20 protein-coding genes, 2 tRNA genes and 1 CRISPR repeat array are annotated in these 22,229 nt (G+C 51.8%); of the genes, 14 read left to right on the top strand and 8 right to left on the bottom strand.

Annotation, left to right across the window (positions count from 1 at the left end; genetic code table 11):
- Positions 1 to 98: 98 nt before the first annotated feature.
- Positions 99 to 929 carry an MOSC domain-containing protein gene (locus CEK71_RS20140; RefSeq protein WP_088621055.1) on the bottom strand — a complete coding sequence of 277 codons (831 nt, stop codon included), beginning with the start codon at positions 927 to 929 and terminating at the stop codon, positions 99 to 101.
- Positions 926 to 1,327 carry a PilZ domain-containing protein gene (locus CEK71_RS20135; protein WP_157679475.1) on the bottom strand — a complete coding sequence of 134 codons (402 nt, stop codon included), beginning with the start codon at positions 1,325 to 1,327 and terminating at the stop codon, positions 926 to 928. Before CEK71_RS20135 ends, CEK71_RS20140 begins: the two co-directional genes overlap by 4 nt.
- Before the next feature lie 197 nt (positions 1,328 to 1,524).
- Between CEK71_RS20135 and CEK71_RS20130 the strand changes: the two genes are divergently transcribed.
- The 14 genes from CEK71_RS20130 to CEK71_RS23320 all read left to right on the top strand — a co-directional run bounded on the left by CEK71_RS20130 (position 1,525) and on the right by CEK71_RS23320 (position 14,365).
- Complete coding sequence (locus CEK71_RS20130; RefSeq protein WP_232463700.1) at positions 1,525 to 2,649, top strand: ABC transporter substrate-binding protein; 1,125 nt, start codon at positions 1,525 to 1,527, stop codon at positions 2,647 to 2,649.
- A 301-nt stretch (positions 2,650 to 2,950) separates the two neighbouring features.
- The gene (locus CEK71_RS20125) at positions 2,951 to 3,982 is read left to right on the top strand and encodes a PQQ-dependent catabolism-associated beta-propeller protein (RefSeq protein ID WP_088621052.1); all 1,032 of its coding nucleotides are present in this window, start codon (positions 2,951 to 2,953) and stop codon (positions 3,980 to 3,982) included.
- Positions 3,979 to 4,725 carry an ABC transporter ATP-binding protein gene (locus tag CEK71_RS20120; RefSeq protein ID WP_232463699.1) on the top strand — a complete coding sequence of 249 codons (747 nt, stop codon included), beginning with the start codon at positions 3,979 to 3,981 and terminating at the stop codon, positions 4,723 to 4,725. The genes CEK71_RS20125 and CEK71_RS20120 overlap by 4 nt, the downstream gene beginning before the upstream one ends.
- Positions 4,722 to 5,525: an ABC transporter permease gene (locus CEK71_RS20115; protein WP_088621051.1), complete on the top strand. Its 804-nt coding sequence runs from the start codon at positions 4,722 to 4,724 to the stop codon at positions 5,523 to 5,525. The genes CEK71_RS20120 and CEK71_RS20115 overlap by 4 nt, the downstream gene beginning before the upstream one ends.
- Before the next feature lie 96 nt (positions 5,526 to 5,621).
- The gene (locus CEK71_RS20110; RefSeq protein ID WP_088621050.1) at positions 5,622 to 7,184 is read left to right on the top strand and encodes a hypothetical protein; all 1,563 of its coding nucleotides are present in this window, start codon (positions 5,622 to 5,624) and stop codon (positions 7,182 to 7,184) included.
- 366 nt (positions 7,185 to 7,550) lie between these two features.
- Positions 7,551 to 8,063: a hypothetical protein gene (locus CEK71_RS20105; RefSeq protein WP_088621049.1), complete on the top strand. Its 513-nt coding sequence runs from the start codon at positions 7,551 to 7,553 to the stop codon at positions 8,061 to 8,063.
- A gap of 84 nt (positions 8,064 to 8,147) precedes the next feature.
- Positions 8,148 to 8,222 (top strand) — tRNA-Gly (locus tag CEK71_RS20100).
- Positions 8,223 to 8,273: 51 nt separating this feature from the next.
- Positions 8,274 to 8,347 (top strand) — tRNA-Cys (locus CEK71_RS20095).
- A 108-nt stretch (positions 8,348 to 8,455) separates the two neighbouring features.
- Positions 8,456 to 10,104: direct repeats of the CRISPR family, unit length 28 nt; unit sequence TTTCTAAGCTGCCTGTGCGGCAGTAAAC.
- Positions 10,105 to 10,816: 712 nt separating this feature from the next.
- Positions 10,817 to 11,581: an SMI1/KNR4 family protein gene (locus CEK71_RS20090; protein ID WP_157679473.1), complete on the top strand. Its 765-nt coding sequence runs from the start codon at positions 10,817 to 10,819 to the stop codon at positions 11,579 to 11,581.
- A gap of 42 nt (positions 11,582 to 11,623) precedes the next feature.
- Positions 11,624 to 12,025, top strand: coding sequence for a hypothetical protein (locus tag CEK71_RS20085; protein WP_088621047.1), 402 nt, complete (start codon positions 11,624 to 11,626; stop codon positions 12,023 to 12,025).
- 67 nt (positions 12,026 to 12,092) lie between these two features.
- Positions 12,093 to 12,581 (top strand): hypothetical protein, encoded by a 489-nt coding sequence (locus CEK71_RS20080; protein WP_157679472.1) that lies wholly within the window; start codon positions 12,093 to 12,095, stop codon positions 12,579 to 12,581.
- A 54-nt stretch (positions 12,582 to 12,635) separates the two neighbouring features.
- Positions 12,636 to 13,106 carry a hypothetical protein gene (locus CEK71_RS20075; RefSeq protein WP_088621045.1) on the top strand — a complete coding sequence of 157 codons (471 nt, stop codon included), beginning with the start codon at positions 12,636 to 12,638 and terminating at the stop codon, positions 13,104 to 13,106.
- 256 nt (positions 13,107 to 13,362) lie between these two features.
- Positions 13,363 to 14,004: a virulence RhuM family protein gene (locus CEK71_RS23325; protein WP_198328353.1), complete on the top strand. Its 642-nt coding sequence runs from the start codon at positions 13,363 to 13,365 to the stop codon at positions 14,002 to 14,004.
- Positions 14,005 to 14,023: 19 nt separating this feature from the next.
- On the top strand, positions 14,024 to 14,365 hold the full coding sequence (locus CEK71_RS23320) for a type II toxin-antitoxin system death-on-curing family toxin (RefSeq protein WP_198328352.1): 342 nt from the start codon (positions 14,024 to 14,026) through the stop codon (positions 14,363 to 14,365).
- A 74-nt stretch (positions 14,366 to 14,439) separates the two neighbouring features.
- On the opposite strand, the gene arsS is transcribed toward CEK71_RS23320, so the two are convergent.
- The 6 genes from arsS to CEK71_RS20040 form a co-directional block, all read right to left on the bottom strand.
- On the bottom strand, positions 14,440 to 15,393 hold the full coding sequence (gene arsS, locus CEK71_RS20065; protein ID WP_088621044.1) for an arsenosugar biosynthesis radical SAM (seleno)protein ArsS: 954 nt from the start codon (positions 15,391 to 15,393) through the stop codon (positions 14,440 to 14,442).
- A 222-nt stretch (positions 15,394 to 15,615) separates the two neighbouring features.
- Positions 15,616 to 17,763, bottom strand: a complete 2,148-nt coding sequence (locus CEK71_RS20060; RefSeq protein ID WP_088621043.1) for an FAD-dependent oxidoreductase — start codon at positions 17,761 to 17,763, stop codon at positions 15,616 to 15,618.
- 77 nt (positions 17,764 to 17,840) lie between these two features.
- Positions 17,841 to 18,899: a glycosyltransferase family 9 protein gene (locus CEK71_RS20055; RefSeq protein ID WP_088621042.1), complete on the bottom strand. Its 1,059-nt coding sequence runs from the start codon at positions 18,897 to 18,899 to the stop codon at positions 17,841 to 17,843.
- A gap of 55 nt (positions 18,900 to 18,954) precedes the next feature.
- Positions 18,955 to 19,986, bottom strand: a complete 1,032-nt coding sequence (locus tag CEK71_RS20050) for a glycosyltransferase family 9 protein (RefSeq protein ID WP_088621041.1) — start codon at positions 19,984 to 19,986, stop codon at positions 18,955 to 18,957.
- A 6-nt stretch (positions 19,987 to 19,992) separates the two neighbouring features.
- Complete coding sequence (locus CEK71_RS20045; RefSeq protein ID WP_088621040.1) at positions 19,993 to 20,940, bottom strand: glycosyltransferase family 2 protein; 948 nt, start codon at positions 20,938 to 20,940, stop codon at positions 19,993 to 19,995.
- Between the two features lie 21 nt (positions 20,941 to 20,961).
- Entirely contained in the window at positions 20,962 to 21,891 is a 930-nt protein-coding gene (locus CEK71_RS20040) for a glycosyltransferase family 2 protein (protein WP_088621039.1), read from the bottom strand.
- Positions 21,892 to 22,229: the final 338 nt, after the last annotated feature.

Here is a 22,229-nt window from a genome sequence, read left to right as displayed (position 1 = left end):
GGGTCTTGGAGCGCGGGCATCTTGCCCGCAAGGGCGGGCAAGATGCCCGCGCTCCAAAGAATAGTTATGCACCATCTTAAAAACGTCAGGCTTGCTGGCTAAACCAGCGGCAACGCCTCCCCCGCCAACAGCACTTCCACTTTATCGCCCACCTGTAACATCCCCAACCCGTCATGCAAGGCGTTTTGGCCGAAGTAGACTTTGTTTTGCCATTTGCGGGTGCGGTTTAGGGTGGTGAGGGGTTCTTTGCCGGGTTGTCCGGTGTTGGGGTCGATGGTGGGGATGGCGCAGCGGGAGCAGGGTTTGGGGAGGCGGAAGCCGAGTGTGCCGATGCGGATCTGCCGCCACTTATCTTCGGCGTAGCCTGGGCAACCTGCGACCACCAGATTGGGGCGGAACCGCGCCATGCTGATGGGTTCGGGCAGCAGGGCGTTGAGTTCGGCCAGCGAGTTTTCGGCGACCAGCAGGAACGGGAAGCCGTCCGAGAAGGCGGTGCGGTCGGTGGCGGCGGCGTAGTCGGGGTCGACGGCGCGGATCTGTTCGTCGGGTAGGTAAACGAGGCGGCAGGAGTGTTGCAGCACCGCGCTGAACCACGCGTCGGCGGCGACGGACACTAAGCGGCCTTGGCAGGTGTCTTCCCAAATGCGGCAGGCGATAACGTCGCCGCTGGCGGGGCTTAAGGGCAGGGCCCAGTCGGGGTGGCCGTCGGCGCTAATATGCAGGCTGTCGCCGTTCAGGGCCGTTTTAATTAAGGCCATGGCGGGGAGGTGGCGCTGGCTAAGGAACTGGCCTTGGTCATCGACCAGCATCCATTGCCTGTCATAGCGTAGGCCAGTGGCCTCGACGGGCCAGGCCGTGACGCTAATCCCGGCCAAGGATTTGACCGGATACACCACGATAGCGCTCAGGTGCAGCTCAGGCTGGCTCATTTAAACACCAGCTTGGTTTGGGTGTCCAGCAGGTGGTCGCCCAGTTCGTTGTTGTAGCGGTCGAATTTTATGCCATACTGTTTGTCAGATTCGGCGGCGATGCGCACGACCTTGGCTTTGATGACAAAGGCTTTGCCGGATTTGAATTGCAAGGTCAAGGTCAGGGTTTGGCCGACTTTGAGCTTTTTGTCGGATTCGATCAGTACGCCTTTGCTGGTGATGTCGATCAAATGGACAGGAAAATGTTTGCCATGGCTGAGCAAGCCTATGTCGGTGACGGACGCATCAATATCTTCGCGGATAAAGCGGGTGGCGATGCGGTGGTTTTTGACGAGATCTTCAGGAAAATCGGCCTTAAACAGCACGTCTAAATCGCTGGTGTCAGTTGTGTTCATCATAATAAAAGCAGCCCCGGAGATGCTCATCCCCTTAGTAAAAAGCAATGGTTAAAGTTAAGGATAGATATTTTTTCTGAAAAGGCTAAAAAATTTTGCAGAATCGACTAAAATTAGACAGCTAAATCTCTTATGTTAAGGAAAAAAATGTGTTAATAAAGGTAATCTTTCACACATTGTGTTTTTCGCTGGCAATTTCTTTGGCAGCCGTTGCGGCTGAAAATAAGCAAGTTATTGATATTGCTTATTTAACCCAAGAAACGGTCGCTCCGCCTCAGCTCTCAAATATAGACCCTTTCATTAAAAATAAAGGGGTTTTTGGGGCGGAGCTGGCAATTGCCGACAATAACACCACAGGACAGTTCACCCATCAGCAGTTCCGCCTCAAAGCCTTTACCGTCCCGGTGGACGGCAATGTCGAGGAGGTGTTCGGCAAGCAAATTGCCGGCAAGTACCGTTATGTGGTCACGGTGCTGCCCCCTGCGCCGTTGCTGAAAATTGCCGACAGCCCGGCGGCCAAAGCGCTCTTGCTGTTAGATGCCGCCACCATTGACGATAGTCTGCGCAATGGCCAGTGCCGCGCCAATGTTTTGCATTTGTTGCCGTCGCGGAGCATGAGAGCGGATGCCTTGGCACAGTATATGACGAAAAAACGCTGGGTAAAATGGTTTTTGGTGGTCGGCACTACCGAACAGGATACGCTCTATGCCGAAGCCTTAAAACGCGCCGCCAAACGCTTTAACATGGAGATTATTGCCGAAAAGACCTGGGAGCATACCTTTGACGCGCGGCGGACGGCGCAGTCGGATGTCGCGGTGTTCAGCCAAGTGGACGATTATGATGTGCTGGTGGTCGCTGATGAGCAGGGCGCGTTTGGCGAATATCTGGACTACCGCACTTGGTTGCCGCGTCCGGTCATCGGCACGCAAGGGCTGGTGGCGACCGCGTGGCACCGCACCCATGACCAATGGGGCGCGACCCAATTGCAAAACCGTTTTACGGAAAAGGCCGGGCGGACGATGGCGGAAGAAGATTATGGCGCGTATCTGGCGGTCAGGGCGCTCGGCGAGGCGGCGACGCGCACCAAAAGCACCGAACTGGCGGCACTGAAAAGTTATTTGCTGGGCGATAAGTTCGCCTTGCAGGGCTATAAGAGCAACCCGTTGTCGTTCCGCGCCTGGGACGGGCAATTGCGCCAGCCGATTTTATTGGCCGCGCCCCGCGCCATGGTCGCGGTCGCCCCGATTGACGGCTTTTTGCACCAGAAAACGGAGTTGGATACTTTAGGCTACGACCAACCGGAAACGCAATGCCATTGGCAGTAGGCGGTTTTTTTTGGGGGGCTGCGGGCAAGATGCCCGCGCTCCTAGCCTTTGCCGCCTCGGCTGCGCTCAGGGGGTTCACAGAAGATGTGCCGTCTGGAGGTAAATACAACTAAACCAGAGAATAATATAAATGGTATTATTAATCATTCCTATTTATTCGCTAGGCGCATGGCCGCTCAACCTTAGCGGTTAAGTGGTTGTTCCTGTCCGTTACCATTGGGCCGTTAAGCCTGTATGATGGTAAGTGCCTACTGGCCTTTGCCCTGTTAACCTAATAAAACCTAACCTCTTTTGTCTGCCTATGAAAACACAAACTGCCCACCCTGCCTTATGCGCCGTTAATAGCCTTGCCCCGCTTAACCCTGTCAGCAGGCCGCTTGGGGTGCTGTTATTGGGTGGCTTGTTACTCGGTGCCGGACAAGTGGGGGCGGAAACGGTGTTGGTGACCTTAGAAAAAGACAATGCCGTGGCGGTGCTGGATCCGTTGGCGGGCAAGTTGCTTAAGACCGTGCCGGTCGGGCAACGCCCGCGCGGTATCGCCATCAGCCCCGATAACAAAATCGTCTATGTCGCCACCAGCGATGATAACACCATTAAAATGCTCGATGCCGAGACCTTAAAAGAACTGGCGCGGTTGCCGTCAGGCGATGATCCCGAAACCTTCGCGCTGAGTCCGGCGGGCGATAAGCTGTATGTCTCTAACGAAGACGATAGCCAAGTCACCGTCATTGACATTGCCAAAAAGCAGGCGATTAAGCAGATTAAGGTCGGCGTTGAGCCGGAAGGGATTACCGCCAGCCCGGATGGCCGTTGGTTGGTCAGCGCCTCCGAAACCACGAATATGGTGCATTGGATAGACACCAAAACCTACGCCATCAGCGACAATACCCTGGTCGACGCGCGTCCGCGTGCGGCAACCTTTACCGCCGATAGCCAGCAATTATGGGTCAGTTCGGAAATGGCGGGTACCTTACAAATCCTTGATACCGCCAGCAAGCAGATTATCAAAACCGTGCAGTTTGAGGCGACGGGTGTTACCGCCGATAAGATGCAGCCAGTGGGTATCGTCATTGATAAAGAACGCCGTTACGGCTATGTCGCCTTAGGGCCTGCCAATCGGGTTGCGGTGGTTAATGCCCAGACCTTTGCGGTGGAAAAAATGTTCTTAGTCGGTGCTAGGGTCTGGAACTTGGCATTTTCGCCTGACCAAAAACGCTTGTATACCGCTAACGGCATCAGCAACGATGTATCCATTATCGACCTGGACAGCCAGACCGTGAGCAAATCGGTTGGGGTCGGCACTTACCCGTGGGGTCTGGCGGTCAAGCCATGATGCCCAGGCCTACCGCCGCTTTAGACATCGACGCGCTCAGCTTCGCCTACGGCGCGAAAAAAGCCCTAGACCAGCTCAGTTTCCGCATTTATCCGGGGGAATGCACCTTATTGCTAGGACCGAACGGGGCGGGCAAAAGCACCTTGTTTTCCCTCATCACCCGCTTATACGACAGCCACGACGGGCATATCGCCTTGTGCGGCTTCGACCTGCAAAAACAAACGGGTCAGGCGTTGGCGAAGCTGGGCATTGTTTTCCAGCAAACTACCTTGGACATGGACTTGTCGGTACTGGACAATCTCTATTACCACGCCGCCCTGCACGGCATCAGCCGCAAACAGGCGGCTTTGCGCATCGAACAAGAGCTCTTGCGTTTAGCGATGTGGGAGCGGCGGCATGAGAAGGTGCGGCAACTGAACGGCGGCCATAGGCGGCGCGTTGAAATCGCCCGTGCCTTGCTGCACCAGCCGCAGTTATTGTTATTGGACGAGCCGACCGTGGGTTTGGACGTACCCAGCCGCCAAGCCATTGTCGAATACGTCCACCAACTGGTGCGGGATACCGGACTGGCGGTGTTATGGGCCAGCCATTTAATTGATGAAGTGTATCCTGACGATTATGTGTTGGTGCTGCATAAAGGCCAGATTAAGGCAAACGGTACGGTGGATGAGGTATTGCAATTGACGGGGACTAGCGGCATTAAAGACGCTTTTCGGGAACTGACGGAAGGGGTCGCGGTATGAGTCTAGCACATTATTGGCGGGCGATGTGGGGGATAATCGGGCGCGAGTTGTGGCGGTTTGTCACCCAACGCGAACGCTTTATCTCGGCGTTAGTCCGGCCTTTGGTTTGGCTGTTTGTGTTTGCCGCCGGCTTCAGGGCGGCGTTGGGCTTGGCGATCAGCCCGCCGTACGAAACTTACATCTTATACGAGGTGTACATCACCCCCGGCCTGTGCGGCATGATCCAATTGTTTAACGGGATGCAAAGCTCTTTATCGATGGTCTATGACCGGGAAATGGGTAGTATGCGCATCTTGTTGGTGAGTCCGCTGCCGCGCTGGTTTTTGTTGCTCAGCAAACTGCTGGCCGGGGTTGGGGTGTCCGTCCTGCAAGTTTATGTGTTTTTGGGCATTGCCTGGTGTTATGACATCCACGCGCCGTGGCAGGGCTACCTCTGGGTATTGCCCGCCCTGTTGCTGTCCGGCTTGATGCTGGGGGCATTAGGGCTGTTGCTGTCGTCATTTATTAAGCAACTGGAAAATTTCGCCGGGGTGATGAATTTTGTGATTTTTCCGATGTTTTTCTTGTCTACAGCGTTATACCCGTTATGGAAACTGAAAGAGTCCAGCGTCTTGCTGCATAACTTGGCGCACTATAATCCCTTTTCGCAAGCGGTCGAGCTGATCCGTTTCGCCCTGTACGCGCAACTGAACAGCGAGGCCTTACTATATACCGCATCGGCGTTCGTGCTGTTTATGGCGGCGGCCATTATTGGCTACAACCCGTCTAAAGGCATGATGAGCCGTAAGGGTGGGGCTTGAAGCGGCACTTAAAGCAAGGCGGGGCTTATGTTTATGAGGCTACGGCGGTGTGCCGATAAATACAGCCCTGTTTTTTACTAATTGGCGGATACTCCATTGAAACATTCATTTTTTCTTGTTATTCCAAAGCAACGGAACGACCCGCAGCGGTTGCGGGAGTTTGACGAAAAAATACTCAAGCAATGGATTGCCGATCTGCCGATTGCCAACCCCTTGCTGGCCTCCCGTCTGGTGTTTGATTATATCAGTGAGATGAGCACCCTTAAAATACCCGCGCCGTTGCGCTTGGACACGCTGGAGCAGTTGCGCCCCAGTTTCTTAGCCATTGAAGAATATTTGCGCTCAAGACTGGTCAAGAACGCTTTCCCCAAAGAGGAGGGCGAGAAAAAAGCCCTGCGCTTTTTGGTCGGCCTGGAGCGAGAATATACCATTAACTATTGGTGCGCCCTTAAGGAACTGAGCAGCCAAACCAGTTGGTTCCAAGGTAAGTACATCGGCTTGGCCATTCAGCGCAGCCTCAAAGGCCTGAGCGAAATCGTCCACAGCCATTTGCTGATGGGGTTGGGCGTACCCGATTGGGTGTGGCTGGACTTGCATTCGCTGTACAAGATGAGCCTCAAGCTGAAAAAACACACGGCTCAAGTCGCCGCTAATGACGAGGTAAACCCTGGTATCCGCACCAGCAGCCCCGAAGAGACCTATATCGAAGTTATCCTGCTCGCTTTGGTCGATAATAAAGGCCTGATGCAGCGCGAGCTGAAACTGGCTTATGCGTTTATCCAAGCCGTGCGCGGCCTCGTTAGCCTGAAACCCAAGCCGCCCGCCCAGCCCAATCCGCCCTGCATCATCCTGATTGACGAAGATAAGCCGCCCAGTTTTAACCCGGTCGCCAGCGATAGCGAATCGGCGCGGCTTTATGTGGATTTTACCGCCCTGTATCAGGCCTTGGACGCGAACAAGGTCTTGGCGAACGCCCCCGAATCGCGGTTTGCCGCCTTAAGCATGGCGGGTGGCCCTGAAGATAAGTGGACGCTGGATTTTCTCGATTATCTCAAACAGCGTTGGCAAGGCCAACCCCATGAGAGCGCACCGTTGTTTGAAGACCGCCTCGACCGCTATGTGGCGATAGGCCTGAACAACACCTGCAAATTGCAAACCTTGAATGCCGATGATGGCGGGGACGAATTTCTTGCCCGCTCGGTCTCGCCGCGTCTGCTGTCCTGTGTCTTTAAGCAGCCGGGGGTCGTGTCCATCGGTAACCTGGTCAGCTTTAGAAAAGCCGACACGCCCATTAACCGCCGCGCCTTAGGCATTATTGATTCGCTGATTATCGAAAAAGACGACGGCAAACTGAGTTTTGGTGTGCAACTGCTGACGGCGCAAGCCATTGCCGTCAATTATCTGCCGAGCTTGGGCAGCCATTACAGCGGCCACCATGACGGCTATAAAAAGGGGCTGTTTTATCAAATGAAGGAGCCGGAGCCAAAAAGCTTCCTCATTACCGACACCTTTCTGCTAAAATCTGGCGATGCCGTCAACTTGTTTGTTGACCATGAAGAATTTCATATTACCCTAAGGAACAAGAAGAACATCGGCTTAGGCTATTGGCAATTTGAGTGCGCCAAAACCCAAGAGAAAAAGCCCGCAGAGGACGCGTAAGGGCAGGTGGCGCAGTTGCCCTTAGGAACGTGCATAAAATTAAGTAGGCGTTCATTGCACCTGAGCGAAGCCGAAGGGAAAGGGAGGTATGGGCGGTTACTTAAAAGCCCATAACGGCTATGTTAAGCCTTTATTTTGGCGGTTAAATGACAAATTCTTTACAAACCACTTGAAAAGATTTGCCATCGTGGTAAGTTGGTAAATTGAGCGGATACGTCCAGCGTCTTGGCCGCTTAGTCATATCGTGTAAGCTTCAGGGGATTGCTTGCAAGGTTCCCCGGTTGGCCGCTTTGGCAAAGCCCGCCGCCTCTGCAAGCATAAGTGTATAAATATAACAATAACATTGAATTATCGTGAGGATGAGAAATGAGTAATGAAGAAAATGTCAACCCGACTGTAGAAGAAACTGTCACGCCCGCCCCGGCCCCTGCGCCAGCCGCCGCTAGCGCGGTGCAAAATATGTTGGCCGCCGCCCTAAGCCTAAAAGACAGCAACCCGAAAGTCTTTTTTGGCGCGGTCGGCGGTGTGGTGCTGTTGTTAGGCATTGTGATGTTCAGCGGCGGCGGTTCTGAGCCGGTTAAAGGCCAAACCATGAAAAACCTCGTGGTCGGGCAAAAATACGTCCTGCAAAGCGCCAACGCTTATGACAAAGATGCCACCGTGCGCCTAGTCTCCGTACCCGGCACTATCGCCGCTTACGACGATACCGAAGAAGCCGACCGCACCGGCGCTTGCCAACACATCGCGCAACATACCCCCGTCACCGTGCTTGAACTGCAAGATGCTTATGGCAAAAAAGGCTCCTACGCGAAAGTGCGCATGGAAGAAGGTGAATGCAAAGGCAACGAAGGTTGGGCTTTATCGATTGATGTCCAATAAAAAAAACGCTGACATAAACGATTTTTTAAAAAAAGTATTGACGGACGTTAAAAAATCCTTATAATATGCAAAATAAATTGCAGTGCGGGAATAGCTCAGTGGTAGAGCACAACCTTGCCAAGGTTGGGGTCGCGAGTTCGAATCTCGTTTCCCGCTCCAATAGATTCAAGAAAAAGCCGCGAACCTCGCGGCTTTTTTATTTCGAGATACGGCTGCGTAGCAAAATGGTTATGCAGTGGCCTGCAAAGCCATCTACGCCGGTTCGATTCCGGCCGCAGCCTCCAAACTTTCGATACAAATCAACCGCTTGATTGCGGTTTTTTTATGCCCGACGGAAATGGCTTGGGCGGATTGTGCGGTTTGCTGACATTCAACCGTTTTGACCCCTATAATTTCTAAGCTGCCTGTGCGGCAGTAAACTATTCCTGGCGCGAGCGGTTAAGGATGCGGTTTTTCTAAGCTGCCTGTGCGGCAGTAAACAAACAACAGGCCAGCGACCGAAAAATGGAGGATTTCTAAGCTGCCTGTGCGGCAGTAAACGACCGTGCCGTGATGATGCCAATACGCCTTATTTTCTAAGCTGCCTGTGCGGCAGTAAACCAAGCGGCTCAGCTTGAGCAATCTGCCGTTGATTTCTAAGCTGCCTGTGCGGCAGTAAACAAAAATGACTGGGTCTGGCGGCTCTTAATTGATTTCTAAGCTGCCTGTGCGGCAGTAAACTGATAAGCCCTGGTGGTGGCGGCTGGCTAATTTTTCTAAGCTGCCTGTGCGGCAGTAAACATCGCCGACAGATAGCCGTGCTGATTATTAAATTTCTAAGCTGCCTGTGCGGCAGTAAACATTTTCCGGTCGCTGGCCTGTTGTTTTTTCAATTTCTAAGCTGCCTGTGCGGCAGTAAACAACAGCGGGGCTGATTTGAATTGTCCGACAATTTTCTAAGCTGCCTGTGCGGCAGTAAACTCAGTCCATTTAAAGCCTTGTATGCTATTAAATTTCTAAGCTGCCTGTGCGGCAGTAAACGGATATGCTCATGGTAATCGCCTTATCTGTGTTTTCTAAGCTGCCTGTGCGGCAGTAAACGAGCTGTAACCAAGTATCCCCAAGCATCTTGATTTCTAAGCTGCCTGTGCGGCAGTAAACGAAATATGGGCAAGCTTTGGAAAGATAAGCAGTTTCTAAGCTGCCTGTGCGGCAGTAAACGTGGCAATGGCTAGCAATCTAGTTGCTAAAACTTTCTAAGCTGCCTGTGCGGCAGTAAACACCCAAGGCAGTTTTGCCGAGTCTAACCAACATTTCTAAGCTGCCTGTGCGGCAGTAAACAAACTAATGTCAGAAGACCGGACTTTTATTATTTTCTAAGCTGCCTGTGCGGCAGTAAACAGGGCTTTGCCGATGGTGACAAGATAACAATTTTTCTAAGCTGCCTGTGCGGCAGTAAACGATGCGTCTGTCGGGTGGGCAAGATGCCGCATTTTCTAAGCTGCCTGTGCGGCAGTAAACCGTAACACCGTCATCCTCGGTATATTGGCCTTTTTCTAAGCTGCCTGTGCGGCAGTAAACCGCGGATACGCGCGGCTTTCTGCCCCTTGACATTTCTAAGCTGCCTGTGCGGCAGTAAACGCGGGCAGTTTTAACGAAAATGCGCTCACCTTATTTCTAAGCTGCCTGTGCGGCAGTAAACAAACTAATGTCAGAAGACCGGACTTTTATTATTTTCTAAGCTGCCTGTGCGGCAGTAAACAGGGCTTTGCCGATGGTGACAAGATAACAATTTTTCTAAGCTGCCTGTGCGGCAGTAAACGATGCGTCTGTCGGGTGGGCAAGATGCCGCATTTTCTAAGCTGCCTGTGCGGCAGTAAACCGTAACACCGTCATCCTCGGTATATTGGCCTTTTTCTAAGCTGCCTGTGCGGCAGTAAACAAATCCGCATAGACTCTAAGCCTATCGTTGACTTTCTAAGCTGCCTGTGCGGCAGTAAACTAGGCCAAACTTTACGCGCACGTTTGCGCAACTTTCTAAGCTGCCTGTGCGGCAGTAAACAAACTCTGAAATGGTCTAATAAAGCCGGACACTTCCAAAGGCATATTATAATGTCAGCAGAGGTGAAAAATGAGCAAAACAGATAAAGTCAAAAAACCCAAATTTACCCTGGAATTTAAGCAAGATGCGGCCACGCTCAACTGCCCGCTTTTTTTAACCATGTTAATAATCTAAAAAATTCGTTTATTATCGTCCATATAGCCACAAAAACCCTTAACTTAATGGCAGTGAGGGTTGGGGTGGGGAGAATAAAATCAATGGCTTATGCTCATGGCTAAGAGATTTTAATCAGACTGTTTTTATTTCGTTTAATGAAAAAAGCCTTATTTAGATTCTCCCCACCCCATCCCTCCCCATCAGGGGAGGGGGATGGGTTACATTGCAACTTGTTGTTTTTACTTAATTAAAATACTAATCCAATATCTAATGGCTAAGTTGCTTATTCTAATATTAAAAACTTGATGATCGAGTATTAAAAATCCAACTAACTAAAGCACCGCCGATAAGCATTTTTTTTGCGATAATTTTTGTTCCAGTTGGGCAATTTCAACAATGCCATTACCGATAGGGTGATGGAAGCTACCAAAATCGGCTAATGTCTCTGGGAAATAAAAACTGGCAAATGGTGATGGTTATTTATCTTGTCAGTCTGTGGGGTTGCCAAGAAAATAATAGCAAAAATCAATTGGAACTAAAGCGTAGGGCAGACAATATGACAATTACCCATCAGCATTCGGGATACACGGCAGGGCCAAACCAATGGCAGGCGTTTCTGTCGTGCTGGTACAAAGCTTACCAGCGTCGGCATCAGGTATTGCTTTCGGAAAGCCCGGATTATCCTGATCTGCCTATTTTAAGTAAATATGGTCTGGAACCTGCGCAACAACAAGTCACCGGAGATATTAACGAAGCTATCGATAAGCTTGAAATGTCACTGGGTACAACCTTACCGAAATCTTACAAGGATTTTTTGCTGGCTTACCAGCCCCCACTGCTTGAACCTAATGTAGTCTATGGATGGGCGGCGGCCATTGGCCTATATGCCCCGGTGCAAGTAGGCCGCGCGGGTATATTAGAACCTGAATTGGTGCGCATCTATGAAGAAATTGCCGAAGAAAAAATGGCATTCAGGGACATAGAGACGACCGATGAAAACTATTTTGTTTATGGCATAGAGCAAGATGATGTCACGGGCAGAACCCGTTACCTGCGTGATGCGATTGTGGTTGGCAAATATGAGGATGACAGTTCCGCACTCATTTTACTCTATCCGCAAGTCAAGACCGCAGACGGGGAGATGGAGGCGACGATACTCTATCACGCAGGACAATTTCGCGCCCCTTCATTTGCCGAACTGATGCGTCAGCTCAGTTTTTATGAAACCCAAGATATTACCCATGTGCCGCCGTATTCCCAAAAATTATTGCAAGGCACTTGTGCCGACAAATTGCCGATGGTTAATGTCTGGTGGAAATGATACTTGGCTTGATAATGCCGTGGCGTATCCGGTCGGTTTGCTATGATATTGCAACAATACCAAGACCTGCCCGAAACAATGACAAAAATGGCGGTGGCTAAGCTGTTGGCAGATTTTTTACAGGCAGCTGATTCGGATACTGGCGAACAAAACTATGCCAAACTTGACATTATCGGTGATAAACAATGGCACACTTATGAAGTGGCCGATGCAGATGTCCGCCAAAAACTAAGCCATTGGCTAGAGGCTAACTGGGAAGAAAATCAAGATTATTTTGACATGGTTTTGGGTGTTTGTTATTGCTTTGGCTTAGAAAAAAGCCTTTTTATGAGAGCCTTACAGGGCTATCATGGCGAACAGCTTTGGGAGTATGTACAAATGCTAGATAACTCCGTGGGCAAGACCATCGACCCGTATTGGTCGATGAAACCGTTAAAAAGTTGAGCGCTTAGTGCCATTTGCAAATGGCTAAATACGGGCAGGCGTTCTTTATCCCTGCAATGGCTTTTTCTTGCCCAGAATTATGATCAGCAACGATCCGGTGACGCAATTAGCGATTATTTTTAGGGATAATTTAGGGCAAGACTGGGAGGTTTTAGAATGTCCTGAAGAAGCCATGTTTGGGGTTCCCAAAGGGACGGTCACGGGGCTTTTAAGGCAGATCCATAAGAAAAACCTTTGGGCGCGGCTGTACGAAGTTGCCCAACAGCATTCTGAGCAATGGCTAATTGACCTTTCTTGCTTCTTCCCGCCTGAGGAAGCTTTTATTGAACCGCTTTTGGGGATGTTTTTACTGTCAAAGACCGAACATGCACAGGTGGTTTTCGCTCAGGAAATGGACGGGTGGCCGTGGGGGCCAAATACTTGGCATTTATTGCCCTGTGCGATTGTCCGTATCCGTGCAATACGCGAAGACATTCAAGGCGGTGATTTTAGTCCAGTCATCCCAACTCTGGATGGCGTTATTAAGTCCCTTTCTGAGTTAAATTCATCGCCATGATGTGGTTCCCATTATTTTGATTAAGGTAACGAAAGCCCTAAACGAGAAGGTGTTATGCAAAACCCGCTAATTAAAACTGGGATTGAATGTGTTCCGGCAGTTGAATGGGTAAAAATGCGCACTGAAATGTATTGGGGTACTTTACAGCCTAAAGCAAGCGACGCGTTGCAAGGCATGGTCGAACAGCTAGCGGTATTGGGGTGCGATGATATTAAAACCTTGATTGCAGGGGATTGGTACTATGTCGGTAGCCGCCATGATTGGCTTAAATCAGGTTTGGATAAAGCGCAAACGTTAGAAAACTTGTTTGGACGCGGCTATGGTTTTCCTGAAGCTGGAGAAACTGCTTTGCGTACGGAGTTTTTTCTTAGCATCTTCGCTGAAAATCTGTTGGTGTGGCGCAATCAGCGTTTAGCTAACATCAAAGGCGAATATGCTGTAGAGCAGCGGCGGCAATTAGAAGCTAATTTTTATGATGGGGTTGCTGTGGCGTTTAACGGTAATGCCTACGAAACGAATGCTTAATACGAAAAATCCTGCCGCCAACAATCTCTAGCATCAAGCAGTAGCTAAGTAGGTGTGCATATATCTTTTAACATTTGCGAATTAAACCCCACCCCAGCCCTCCCCTTCGCAGGGGAGGGAGCGTTTTCCCCGTCGAACAGGCGAAATAAGGGGAAAAAGCTCCTCCCCCTGGCAAGGGGGAGGTTGGGAGGGGGTTACAGAGATAACAATGTTAAATGTTAAAAGATATATGTACACCCACTTAAGTGAGAATAAAATGACAGAAAACAACGATAACGCCATTATTATTTATGCACTGGACGGAGACCAAGCACAGGTTGCAGTGCAACTGCGTGCAGAAACTATTTGGTTATCGCAAGCGCAAATGGCGACTTTATTTGATAAAGATAGCGATACGATTGGTTTGCATCTCAAAAATATTTACCAATCTGGCGAGTTAGAGGAATCGGCAACTACCGAGAAATCCTCGGTAGTTCAACAAGAGGGCAAGCGGAAAGTTAAAAGAATCATCAATGTTTACAATCTGGATGCCATTATTTCCGTCGGCTACCGCGTCAATTCCAAAAAAGGCACGCAATTCCGCATTTGGGCAAATAACATTCTCAAACAATACTTGATCCAAGGTTACGCGCTGAATGAAGAAAAATTAAAAGCGCAACAGGAAAAATTAGCGGATTTAAAACAGGCGATTGCCTTGTCTTCGCGCTTGTTTCGCAGCAAGGATTTGTCGGGCAGCGAATCCCAAGGCATTTTGGCGATATTGGCAAAATACAGCCATGCCCTGACGGTGTTGGACGACTACGACCATCAGCGTTTGCAAGTTGAAGGCACACAGGTCTTAGCGCACCCTAAAATTAGCTACGAGGAAGCGATACAGCAAAGTTTGGCTGTGGTGTGAAAAAGAAAATCTGGGCGGCTTGTTCGGCAATGAAAAAGACCATTCTTTCAAAAGCTCCTTAGCCACCATTTACCAAACCTTCGGCGCAACGGAGTTGTATCCCAGTATTGAGGAAAAAGCCGCTAATCTGTTGTATTTTTTTGTTAAAAACCACTCGTTCAGTGACGGTAACAAACGCATTGCGGCGGCTATTTTTGCTTGGTTTTTAGAACGCCATGCGTATTTGTATAACGCCGAAGGGGAGAAGCGGGTAGCCGATAACGCCTTGGTGGCGTTTACCTTATTGATAGCCGAAAGCAAACCCGACGAAAAAGAAACGATTGTTAAGGTTATCATTAACTTAATTAATGATAAAAATTAATGGCTTATAGTGGAATAATGATTCGGGTGAATAGGGCGATGATGGCACAATTTAATTTGTTGTTCCCCCTCCCATCAAACAATCGCCCCCCCGCAACTGCTCCCTTGCCCCGCCGTGCAGCCATAGCAATGCTGTAAGGTATGGATGGGCTGGTCGAATAAATCCGCTACCGCGCTGATATGCACGGGCTGTTGCGCCGTGCCTAAGGGCAATTTAAGCATTTGGTTAAAATCACAGTCATAAACAAAACCCTGCCAATCGACGCTTAAGGTATTTTTGCACATCACCTGCGCCAAGGCTTTAGGGTTGTAGTGGTCTTTCAGCAAGGCCATGTAGCTATCGAACTGGCCGTGGCTGAGCAAGACGCTGCCGAAACGTTGGATAGGCAGATTGGCGAGGGCGAATAAGCGGTTAAAGACGATGCCGTATTGGCCGGCTAAATGCTGTTTATAGGCTTGCTCTAAGGCCTGTTGTGGGGGCGGCAGGCTGGCCCCTTGCGGGTTGAAGACTAGATTTAACACGAGGCCGCTGTCGGTTTGCCCATAGCCTAGGGCATTGAGTTGGCGCAGGGCGCTAATGCTGGCGTTAAACGTGCCTTTGCCGCGTTGTTTATCGACATTATCTTCCAGATAACAGGGCAGGGAGGCGACGATTTGCACTTGTTGGTCGGCTAAAAATGCCGCCATGTCGGTGTAGCCTTCTTCCAATAACACCACCAGATTGCAGCGGTCGATGACGGTGATACCTTGGGCGCGGGCGGTGCTGACCAGGCGTTTAAAGTGCGGGTGCAATTCGGGTGCGCCGCCAGTCAGATCCAAGGTATGCAGGTGCTGGCGTTCAAGCAAGGCCAGTACCTGCGCGATGGTGTCCTCGTCCATCATTTCGGTGCGCTTAGGGCCGGCGTTGACGTGGCAGTGTGTGCAACTGAGGTTGCAGCGGTAGCCGAGGTTGACTTGCAGTATCTCCAAACGGTTGCGGCGCAGGGGCGGAAAGTCGCTGTTTTGTAAGTAGGGTAGGGTATCGAGCATAAGCGCTTAGGAACGTGCATGAAATAAAATCTGTTGAACAGGCGAAAGTACGGCAACCCTCTCCCAGCCTACCCCTTGCCAGGGGCAGGGGTATTTTTCCCCTGATTTTCGCCTGTACGACGTGGGAAGGCATTTGCTCCCTCCCCTGCGAAGGGGAGGGCTGGGGTGGGGTTTAACACGCAGAGGTGCAATGGAACGCCTACTTAATTTCATGTACATTCCTTAGTGCCGCCGCCAGCGGTGATAGGCGGCGACTAAGGTTAATAGGGTTTGTGGGGCGTGGGCGCGTTTCCAGACCCCCGCCGCGTATTTGTTGGCTTCCGCTAAGGTCGGGTAGCTGTGGACGCTGCCGAGGATTTTATTTAAGCCCAGTTTGTGGGTCATGGCCAAAACATATTCCGCTAACAGTTCGCCCGCCTGTTCGCCGACGATGGTGACACCTAAGATTTTGTCGGTGTCCGGTACGGTCAGGACTTTGACAAAGCCGTGCGCGACCCCGTCGGTGATCGCCCTGTCCAGCTCGGCCAGCGGGTAGGTGCTGGTTTCGTAAGCAATGCCTTGGGCTTGCGCCTCTTGTTCGTTAAGGCCGACCCGCGCCACTTCGGGGTCGATGAACGTGGTATGGGGTAGGGCGGTATAATCGGTGCGAAATTTTTTGACCTGTCCGAACAGGGCGTTAACGGTGGCATACCAAGCCTGATGGGCGGCTGCATGGGTAAATTGGTAGGGGCCGGCGACATCGCCACAAGCGAAGATGTTAGGGTAGTTGGTGGCTTGGAAGCCGTTGGTGGCGAGGGTGTGTGTTTCGGACAGTTTCAGCCCCAAGGTTTCGCCGCCAAAGCCTGTGACCGTGGCGCGGCGGCCTAAGGCCACCAGCACTTGGTCGAAGCCTAGGCGGCGGCTTTGGCCTTGGTGGTCGCAAATCAGGATTTTTTCGCCGTTTTCGATAACAAACGCCGTCGCTTCATGTTCCAGCAACACGGTGATGCCTTCTTGCCAGAACCGGGCGTGGATCAACTCACAGACATCGCTGTCTTCGCCCGCCAATAAGCGCGGCAGGCGTTCCACGAGGGTGACGCTGCTGCCTAAACGGGCGAAGGCTTGCGCCATTTCGCAGCCTATCGGGCCGCCGCCTAAGATCAACAGGCGTTTGGGTTGTTCCTGCAAATCCCATAACGTGTCTGAGGTCAGATAGCCTATATCCGCCAAGCCCGGAATCGGTGGCACGAAGGGCTTCGCGCCCGTGGCGATGATAATGGCGCGGCTGGTGATGAGTTGGCTACCGCTGTCGGTGCTGACCGATACCGACCACGGTGACAGCAAGGTTGCCTTGCCGTGGATGACGTTGACCCCTAAGTCTTGGTAGCGTTCGGGCGAATCATGCGGGGCAATGGCTTGGATGGTGGCGTGTACCCGTGCCATCACCGCCGCAAAATCGACTTCGGCAACCGGGGCGTGGATGCCCAGTTCGCCGCTGCGGCGAATTTGCGCCACGGCTTTGGCACTACGGATTAAGGCCTTGGACGGTACGCAACCCGTATACAGGCAATCGCCGCCCAGGTGTTGCTGTTCGACCAGCGTCACTTTGGCGCGGACGGCGGCGGCGATATAGGCACTGACCAAGCCCCCCGATCCCGCGCCGATGACCAGCAGATTATTGTCGAAATGTTGAGGTTTAGGCCAGTTGCCGTAGGCTTTGCGGGCTTCTAGGGCACTAAGGACGGTTCTGGCCAGCCACGGGAACAATCCTAATAAGACAAAAGAGCCGATAAGGCCGGGCGATAAGATGCCGCTGAGCGAGTCCAGTCCGGCGAGTTGGGTACCGGCGTTGACATAGACTATCGTGCCCGCCAACATGCCCAACTGGCTGACGGTATAAAAGCTGCGTGTGCTGATGTGGGTCAGCCCCATGACCAAGTTAATGACAAAAAACGGGAACAGCGGCACGAGCCGTAAGGTGAACAGGTAAAACGCGCCTTCCCGCGCCATGCCCTCGTTAATGGTTTTCAGGCGGTCGCCAAAATGGCGTTGGATGGGGTCGCGGAATAAAAACCGCGCCGCCAGAAACGCCAAGGTCGCGCCGATGCTGGAGGCAAACGAGACGATGATAGTCCCCCACAACAGGCCAAACAATAGCCCCCCGGCCAAGGTCATGACGGTCGCACCGGGTAGGGAGAGGGCCGTCACGATAATATAGAGCAGGCTGTACAGCAACACCGTCATGGCCCAGTGTCCATCCCGCCAAGCAAACAATTGGTCTTGCTGGGCTTTAAGGCCGTCCAGCGTCAGATAATCTAAGCCGCCAACCGTAAAAAACACGGTGATGGCGACGGCGATAAAGCTCAGTAACAGGATGCGGGGCAGAGTCATGGGGTGGCACCGAAGTGGGTAGGCGCAAGGTTAGCTCCTATTCTTACTCCCTTTTCGGCGGGGTGTCGATGGATTTTTTAGGGCTGGCTTAGGCTGTCTGAACAAGGTGGGGTGCTGGAATCGTCAGCAAACCACGCCAAGACCCGCTCCTTAACGCTGGCGGGGCTGATGGCGACGATGCACGGGCAGGCTTGCTGGTTTTTGTCGCCGCAGCAGGGCGTGGTGCTGTGGAGTATCGCCGCCGCCCGTCCGACCGGCGCCCAGCGTTGGTAAATACTCGGCTTGGATTGGAACAGGCCTAAGGTATGCAGGCCTAAGGCGGCGGCTAGGTGCAATGGGCCGGTGCTGCCGGCGACTAGGCCGTCGCAGGCCATCATTAAGGTCATCAGTTCGTCTAAGGTCAATTGCCCGACGGTATCGACCACATCCGCCTGCCGCCCAGGGCTGTTGAGTAACGGCGTTAAGTACGCCCGCTCCGCTGCCGTGCCGGTAATCAGCCATTGATAACGTTCCGGGTCTAGGGAGTCAATCAGTTGGGCATAACTGGCTAACGGCCATCGGTGGGCTTGGGAGGTAATTGACGCGGGATGCAAAATAATCCGGTGTTTGTTAACGTTCAGCCCGAAGCGTCCGGTTAAGGCGTGGTCGGTTTTTGGGGCGAACCGGTAGTAATCCGGCACGGCGTTTAAGTCATCGGCGATAATATGGAGGGGGCGTAAGTATTGCAGATCCAGCAGGCGCTTGTTCAAGTGCCGGAAGCAGCGGGAGATGGCGACGGTATGGGTACACAAAAACCAGTTGTAGTAACGGTATAAAGAGCCGATACGGATGGGGATGGCGGCGGCTTTGGCCGCCAAGCCGCGTTTTTTTGAGGTGTTAGCTTGGATAAACACGTCGATATTGAGGCTTTTTAGCAGCGGCGGCAAGTCGGCGGCGGCTTCGGGCAGGCTATAGACTTCATCGACATCCAAGCACCGCCGGGCGACAGTGGCGGTGTTGGGGCAGGTTAAAAAAATGACGGTCGCTTCGGGGTAATGGCGTTTGATCGCCGCCGCCATCGGTAAGCTGATGACCAAGTCGCCTAGGTGCGAGGTTTTGGCGATCAGGATGCGCTGAAAGGATATGCCCGGCTTCATGTCACTAAATTCCTTTCCGTCATCTGTTCATCGGTTATCGCGCTGCGCCTGGGCATTAACGGGTTAGGCCGCGCTGGCGGGCGAAATCTGCATAAATTTTATCTAAGGTCTGCTTTAGCGCTAACGGTTGGATGGCTTGGGTACACGGGCACTGCGCTTTGTCTTGGCGGCAATCGTTACAGGTTTTGTCCAGGACGAAGATGTGCGTATGTTGGCCTATCGGTTGCCAGCGTCCCGGATGGATAGGGCGCATCGGCGGGTAAATGCCCAGCGCGTGTTTTTGGAGGGCGGCGGCGATATGCAACGGCCCGGTGCTGCAAGCGACTAAGCCGTCACAAGCGGCGACAAAGGGGATGAATTCAGGCAAGCTCATCAGGCCGCTGATGTCGGTGACGCGCTCGCCCACGGCGGCGAATAAAGGCTGTAACGCGGCTTGCTCATTGGCGGTGCCGGAAATGAAAATTTGGAACTTATCCGCATCCAGCAACTTAATCAGGCTGATGTAATGCTCAATAGCCCATTCCCTGGCGCTGCCGCGTGATTTAGGATGTAGGATAAGCTTAAACTTATCGGCTTGCAACAAGGCGGCAAAAGGTGCGGGCAGGGCGGGCAGGCGGCTCATGTCGACCAGTTGCGCGATTTCGGGTAAGGTAAAGTCATGGCGGATCCCTAACGGCTTTAACAGTTTGAGGTTTAACTGCGCCTCGTGCAGGGGCGAGTTGCTGCGGCTGAGTTTAACCAGCTTATTGCAGGTCAGCCAGTGGAACCAGCGGTTAGTCGTGCCTATCCGCCACGGTATCTGTAGCTCTTTGCCCCGTTTGGCAAGGTCGGCACGCGGTAGGATATGCAGCAGGCATTGGGGTTTTTCGCCCGCTAGGGTGACGGGGCCGCTTAAAAAATCGGCTTTATCAATAAACACATCAATATGCGGACAGGCCTCAACAATCGCCTTGGTGTAAGGCGTACCGATAAAGCCGATGGTGGCATTGGGGAAATGCTGTTTTAAGACCGCCGCAACGGGTAGGGTTAGCACGACATCGCCTAAGCTGTCGGTGCGGCTGATAAGAAAGTTGGTGGGAGTGGGCATAAAATCTCAAATCATTTTAAAAAAAGCTTTAATACAGTGCAGCCGCTGTTTTAATTCGGGGTGGGCATATTTTTTATGCAGCAAAATCTGGTGCCGGTGGCGGAAAAACAGGCACATCCTTAACCAATTGTTGCGCAAAGAAAAGCTTTGGTGGCTTTGGTAGAGTTGATAAATCACCGCTTTTTCAGGCAAATGATCGGGGCATTTCTCATAGAGGGTCTTTAAGCGTTGTTGGGCATGAGCCATGCGTTGGTGGGGGTCGGCTTTTGTTCCGGCCAATTTTTTCCGGTCTTTTTTATGTAGGGCGTTAGTCAGGTTGGCATCATGGCGGCGGTATTGTACCAGCACTTGGTCGACGAACTTTACCGAGCCGTTAAAGCTGGCGACGAAGCCTAGCCAGTTATCATGGGAAAAAATGGCCGGGAACGGCGCTGCCGCTTGGACGAGCTGGCGGGTCATTAACATGGCATGGCCGAGCGCCGAGATGCCCACTTCGATATACATCAGCGGGTTATCAAAATCGGTCAAGTTTTTGGTGTCGCTCATTTTACTGCCCAAGCGTCGCCCGGCGCTGTCGATAAATTCCGAGTCACCATAGGCGATGGCATGGTCGCCGATGTGCGCCAGCAGCACGGCGATTTTGTCGGGTAACCAAATGTCGTCTTGGTCGCAGGGGGCTATATAATCACCTTGGGCCAATAAAAAGCCTTGTTCAAAATTTTTGGCATGGCCTAGGTTAGTGGGGTTTTTTACGGCGCGAAAATGCGGGTAGCGGGCGGCGTAACGGTCTAAGAGCGCGGGCGTGCTATCGGTAGAGGCATCATCAACGGCGATAATCTCTATGTTTTGATAAGTCTGGCGCAATAAGCTTTCGACCTGTTCGGACAGAAAACGTTCCCCATTGTAGGTGGCTAAAATAATAGAAACGAGGGGCGTGTGGGGATTAGGGGTCATGATGGGGTAGATGCAACTGATTTAAGTTATTTTAAAGAACATTTTTAAGCAGTATAGGCAGCGTCTGAATTCGTTGCGTTTTTTGTAACTGAGGATTTGTTTTCTGTACTTAAAAAAGATCATCATCCGGGTGAAGTTATTGGTGATAGAGTAACTCTGATAGCTATTGTAGAGTTTCCGCAACACTTCTTTGGTTTCGCTTAAATGCTCAGGACATTTGTCGTACAGCAATTTTACCCGGTGCTGGGCGTTTTCTTTGCGTTGGCGGGCGGTTTCTTTTTGCTTGTTGCTGGAGTTGAGGGAGCCAAATATGTTGGCATCGTGGCGGCGGTAGAGCACTAAGGTTTGGTCAATGAACTTCAGCGAGCTGGCAAAGGTCGCTACAAACGCTAACCAGTAATCGTGGGGCATAATGGTGCTGGGAAAAGGCATGGTGTCCATGACCAGTTGCCTTGTTATGAGCATGGCGTGTCCTGGCACGGAACCGCCGACGATGAACATCAGCGGGTCGTCAAAATGGGTAAGGACTTTTTCTTGGCTCATTTTTTTTCCCAGCAATTCCCCCGTGCTATTAATGAAGCTGGAGTCGCAATACACGATCGCATGTTCACCAATATGCGCTAATAAGACGTCGATTTTAGTGGGCAACCAGATGTCATCTTGATCGCAAGGGGCAATATAATCGCCTTTGGCCAGCAGAAACCCCTTTTCAAAGTTTTTTTGGTAGCCGAGGTTTTGCCCGTTACTGACGGCTGTAAAATGGGGATGCCGGGCGGCATACTCGGTTAAAATGGCGAACGTATTGTCGGTAGAGCAATCATCGACGGCAATAACTTCAAGGTGCTGGTAGGTCTGTTGCAGGATGCTGTCGAGCTGTGCGCGTAAAAAGCGTTCCCCGTTGTAAGTGGCTATCACAACCGATACGAGAGGAAGAGGTAACGAGGTATCCATAAATGCTTTAATTGCCAGGTTATTTGGAGTGGTATTACGGGTGCCGCCGGGTTTTCAATATAATAAAGCCGCCTAATGGGCTGCTTTTTCTGGGTCAGGAGGCTGTCGGTTATGGTGTGGGTTGCCGTTGCTGTCAACATTCAATTTAAGTGACCGCTCATTAATCATTTAACATAACCCCTCCCAACCTCCGCGTTCCCTGAGCGAAGCCGAAGGGGACAGGGAGAGCGGATTTTTCTCCTGGCGTTCACCTGTACGACGGGGGCGGCGCTGGGGGCCTCCCTTGCTTGGAACGAAAGCACCGTAACCCGCCCAGACAAAAGACATCGGCAAGGGGG

Source organism: Methylovulum psychrotolerans (genome assembly GCF_002209385.1).
Lineage (GTDB): Bacteria > Pseudomonadota > Gammaproteobacteria > Methylococcales > Methylomonadaceae > Methylovulum > Methylovulum psychrotolerans.
Note: the sequence above shows the minus strand (reverse complement) of the source record. Positions and strands in the feature narration are given on the sequence as shown.

Excerpts from the sequence above, each read along its gene's own strand:
- CEK71_RS20140 (WP_088621055.1), bottom strand. The coding sequence starts at position 929 with ATGAGCCAGCCTGAGCTGCACCTGAGCGCTATCGTGGTGTATCCGGTC.
- CEK71_RS20135 (WP_157679475.1), bottom strand. The coding sequence starts at position 1,327 with ATGATGAACACAACTGACACCAGCGATTTAGACGTGCTGTTTAAGGCC.
- CEK71_RS20125 (WP_088621052.1), top strand. The coding sequence starts at position 2,951 with ATGAAAACACAAACTGCCCACCCTGCCTTATGCGCCGTTAATAGCCTT.
- CEK71_RS20120 (WP_232463699.1), top strand. The coding sequence starts at position 3,979 with ATGATGCCCAGGCCTACCGCCGCTTTAGACATCGACGCGCTCAGCTTC.
- CEK71_RS20115 (WP_088621051.1), top strand. The coding sequence starts at position 4,722 with ATGAGTCTAGCACATTATTGGCGGGCGATGTGGGGGATAATCGGGCGC.
- CEK71_RS20105 (WP_088621049.1), top strand. The coding sequence starts at position 7,551 with ATGAGTAATGAAGAAAATGTCAACCCGACTGTAGAAGAAACTGTCACG.
- CEK71_RS20090 (WP_157679473.1), top strand. The coding sequence starts at position 10,817 with ATGACAATTACCCATCAGCATTCGGGATACACGGCAGGGCCAAACCAA.
- CEK71_RS20085 (WP_088621047.1), top strand. The coding sequence starts at position 11,624 with ATGATATTGCAACAATACCAAGACCTGCCCGAAACAATGACAAAAATG.
- CEK71_RS20075 (WP_088621045.1), top strand. The coding sequence starts at position 12,636 with ATGCAAAACCCGCTAATTAAAACTGGGATTGAATGTGTTCCGGCAGTT.
- CEK71_RS23325 (WP_198328353.1), top strand. The coding sequence starts at position 13,363 with ATGACAGAAAACAACGATAACGCCATTATTATTTATGCACTGGACGGA.
- arsS (WP_088621044.1), bottom strand. The coding sequence starts at position 15,393 with ATGCTCGATACCCTACCCTACTTACAAAACAGCGACTTTCCGCCCCTG.
- CEK71_RS20060 (WP_088621043.1), bottom strand. The coding sequence starts at position 17,763 with ATGACTCTGCCCCGCATCCTGTTACTGAGCTTTATCGCCGTCGCCATC.
- CEK71_RS20055 (WP_088621042.1), bottom strand. The coding sequence starts at position 18,899 with ATGAAGCCGGGCATATCCTTTCAGCGCATCCTGATCGCCAAAACCTCG.
- CEK71_RS20050 (WP_088621041.1), bottom strand. The coding sequence starts at position 19,986 with ATGCCCACTCCCACCAACTTTCTTATCAGCCGCACCGACAGCTTAGGC.
- CEK71_RS20045 (WP_088621040.1), bottom strand. The coding sequence starts at position 20,940 with ATGACCCCTAATCCCCACACGCCCCTCGTTTCTATTATTTTAGCCACC.
- CEK71_RS20040 (WP_088621039.1), bottom strand. The coding sequence starts at position 21,891 with ATGGATACCTCGTTACCTCTTCCTCTCGTATCGGTTGTGATAGCCACT.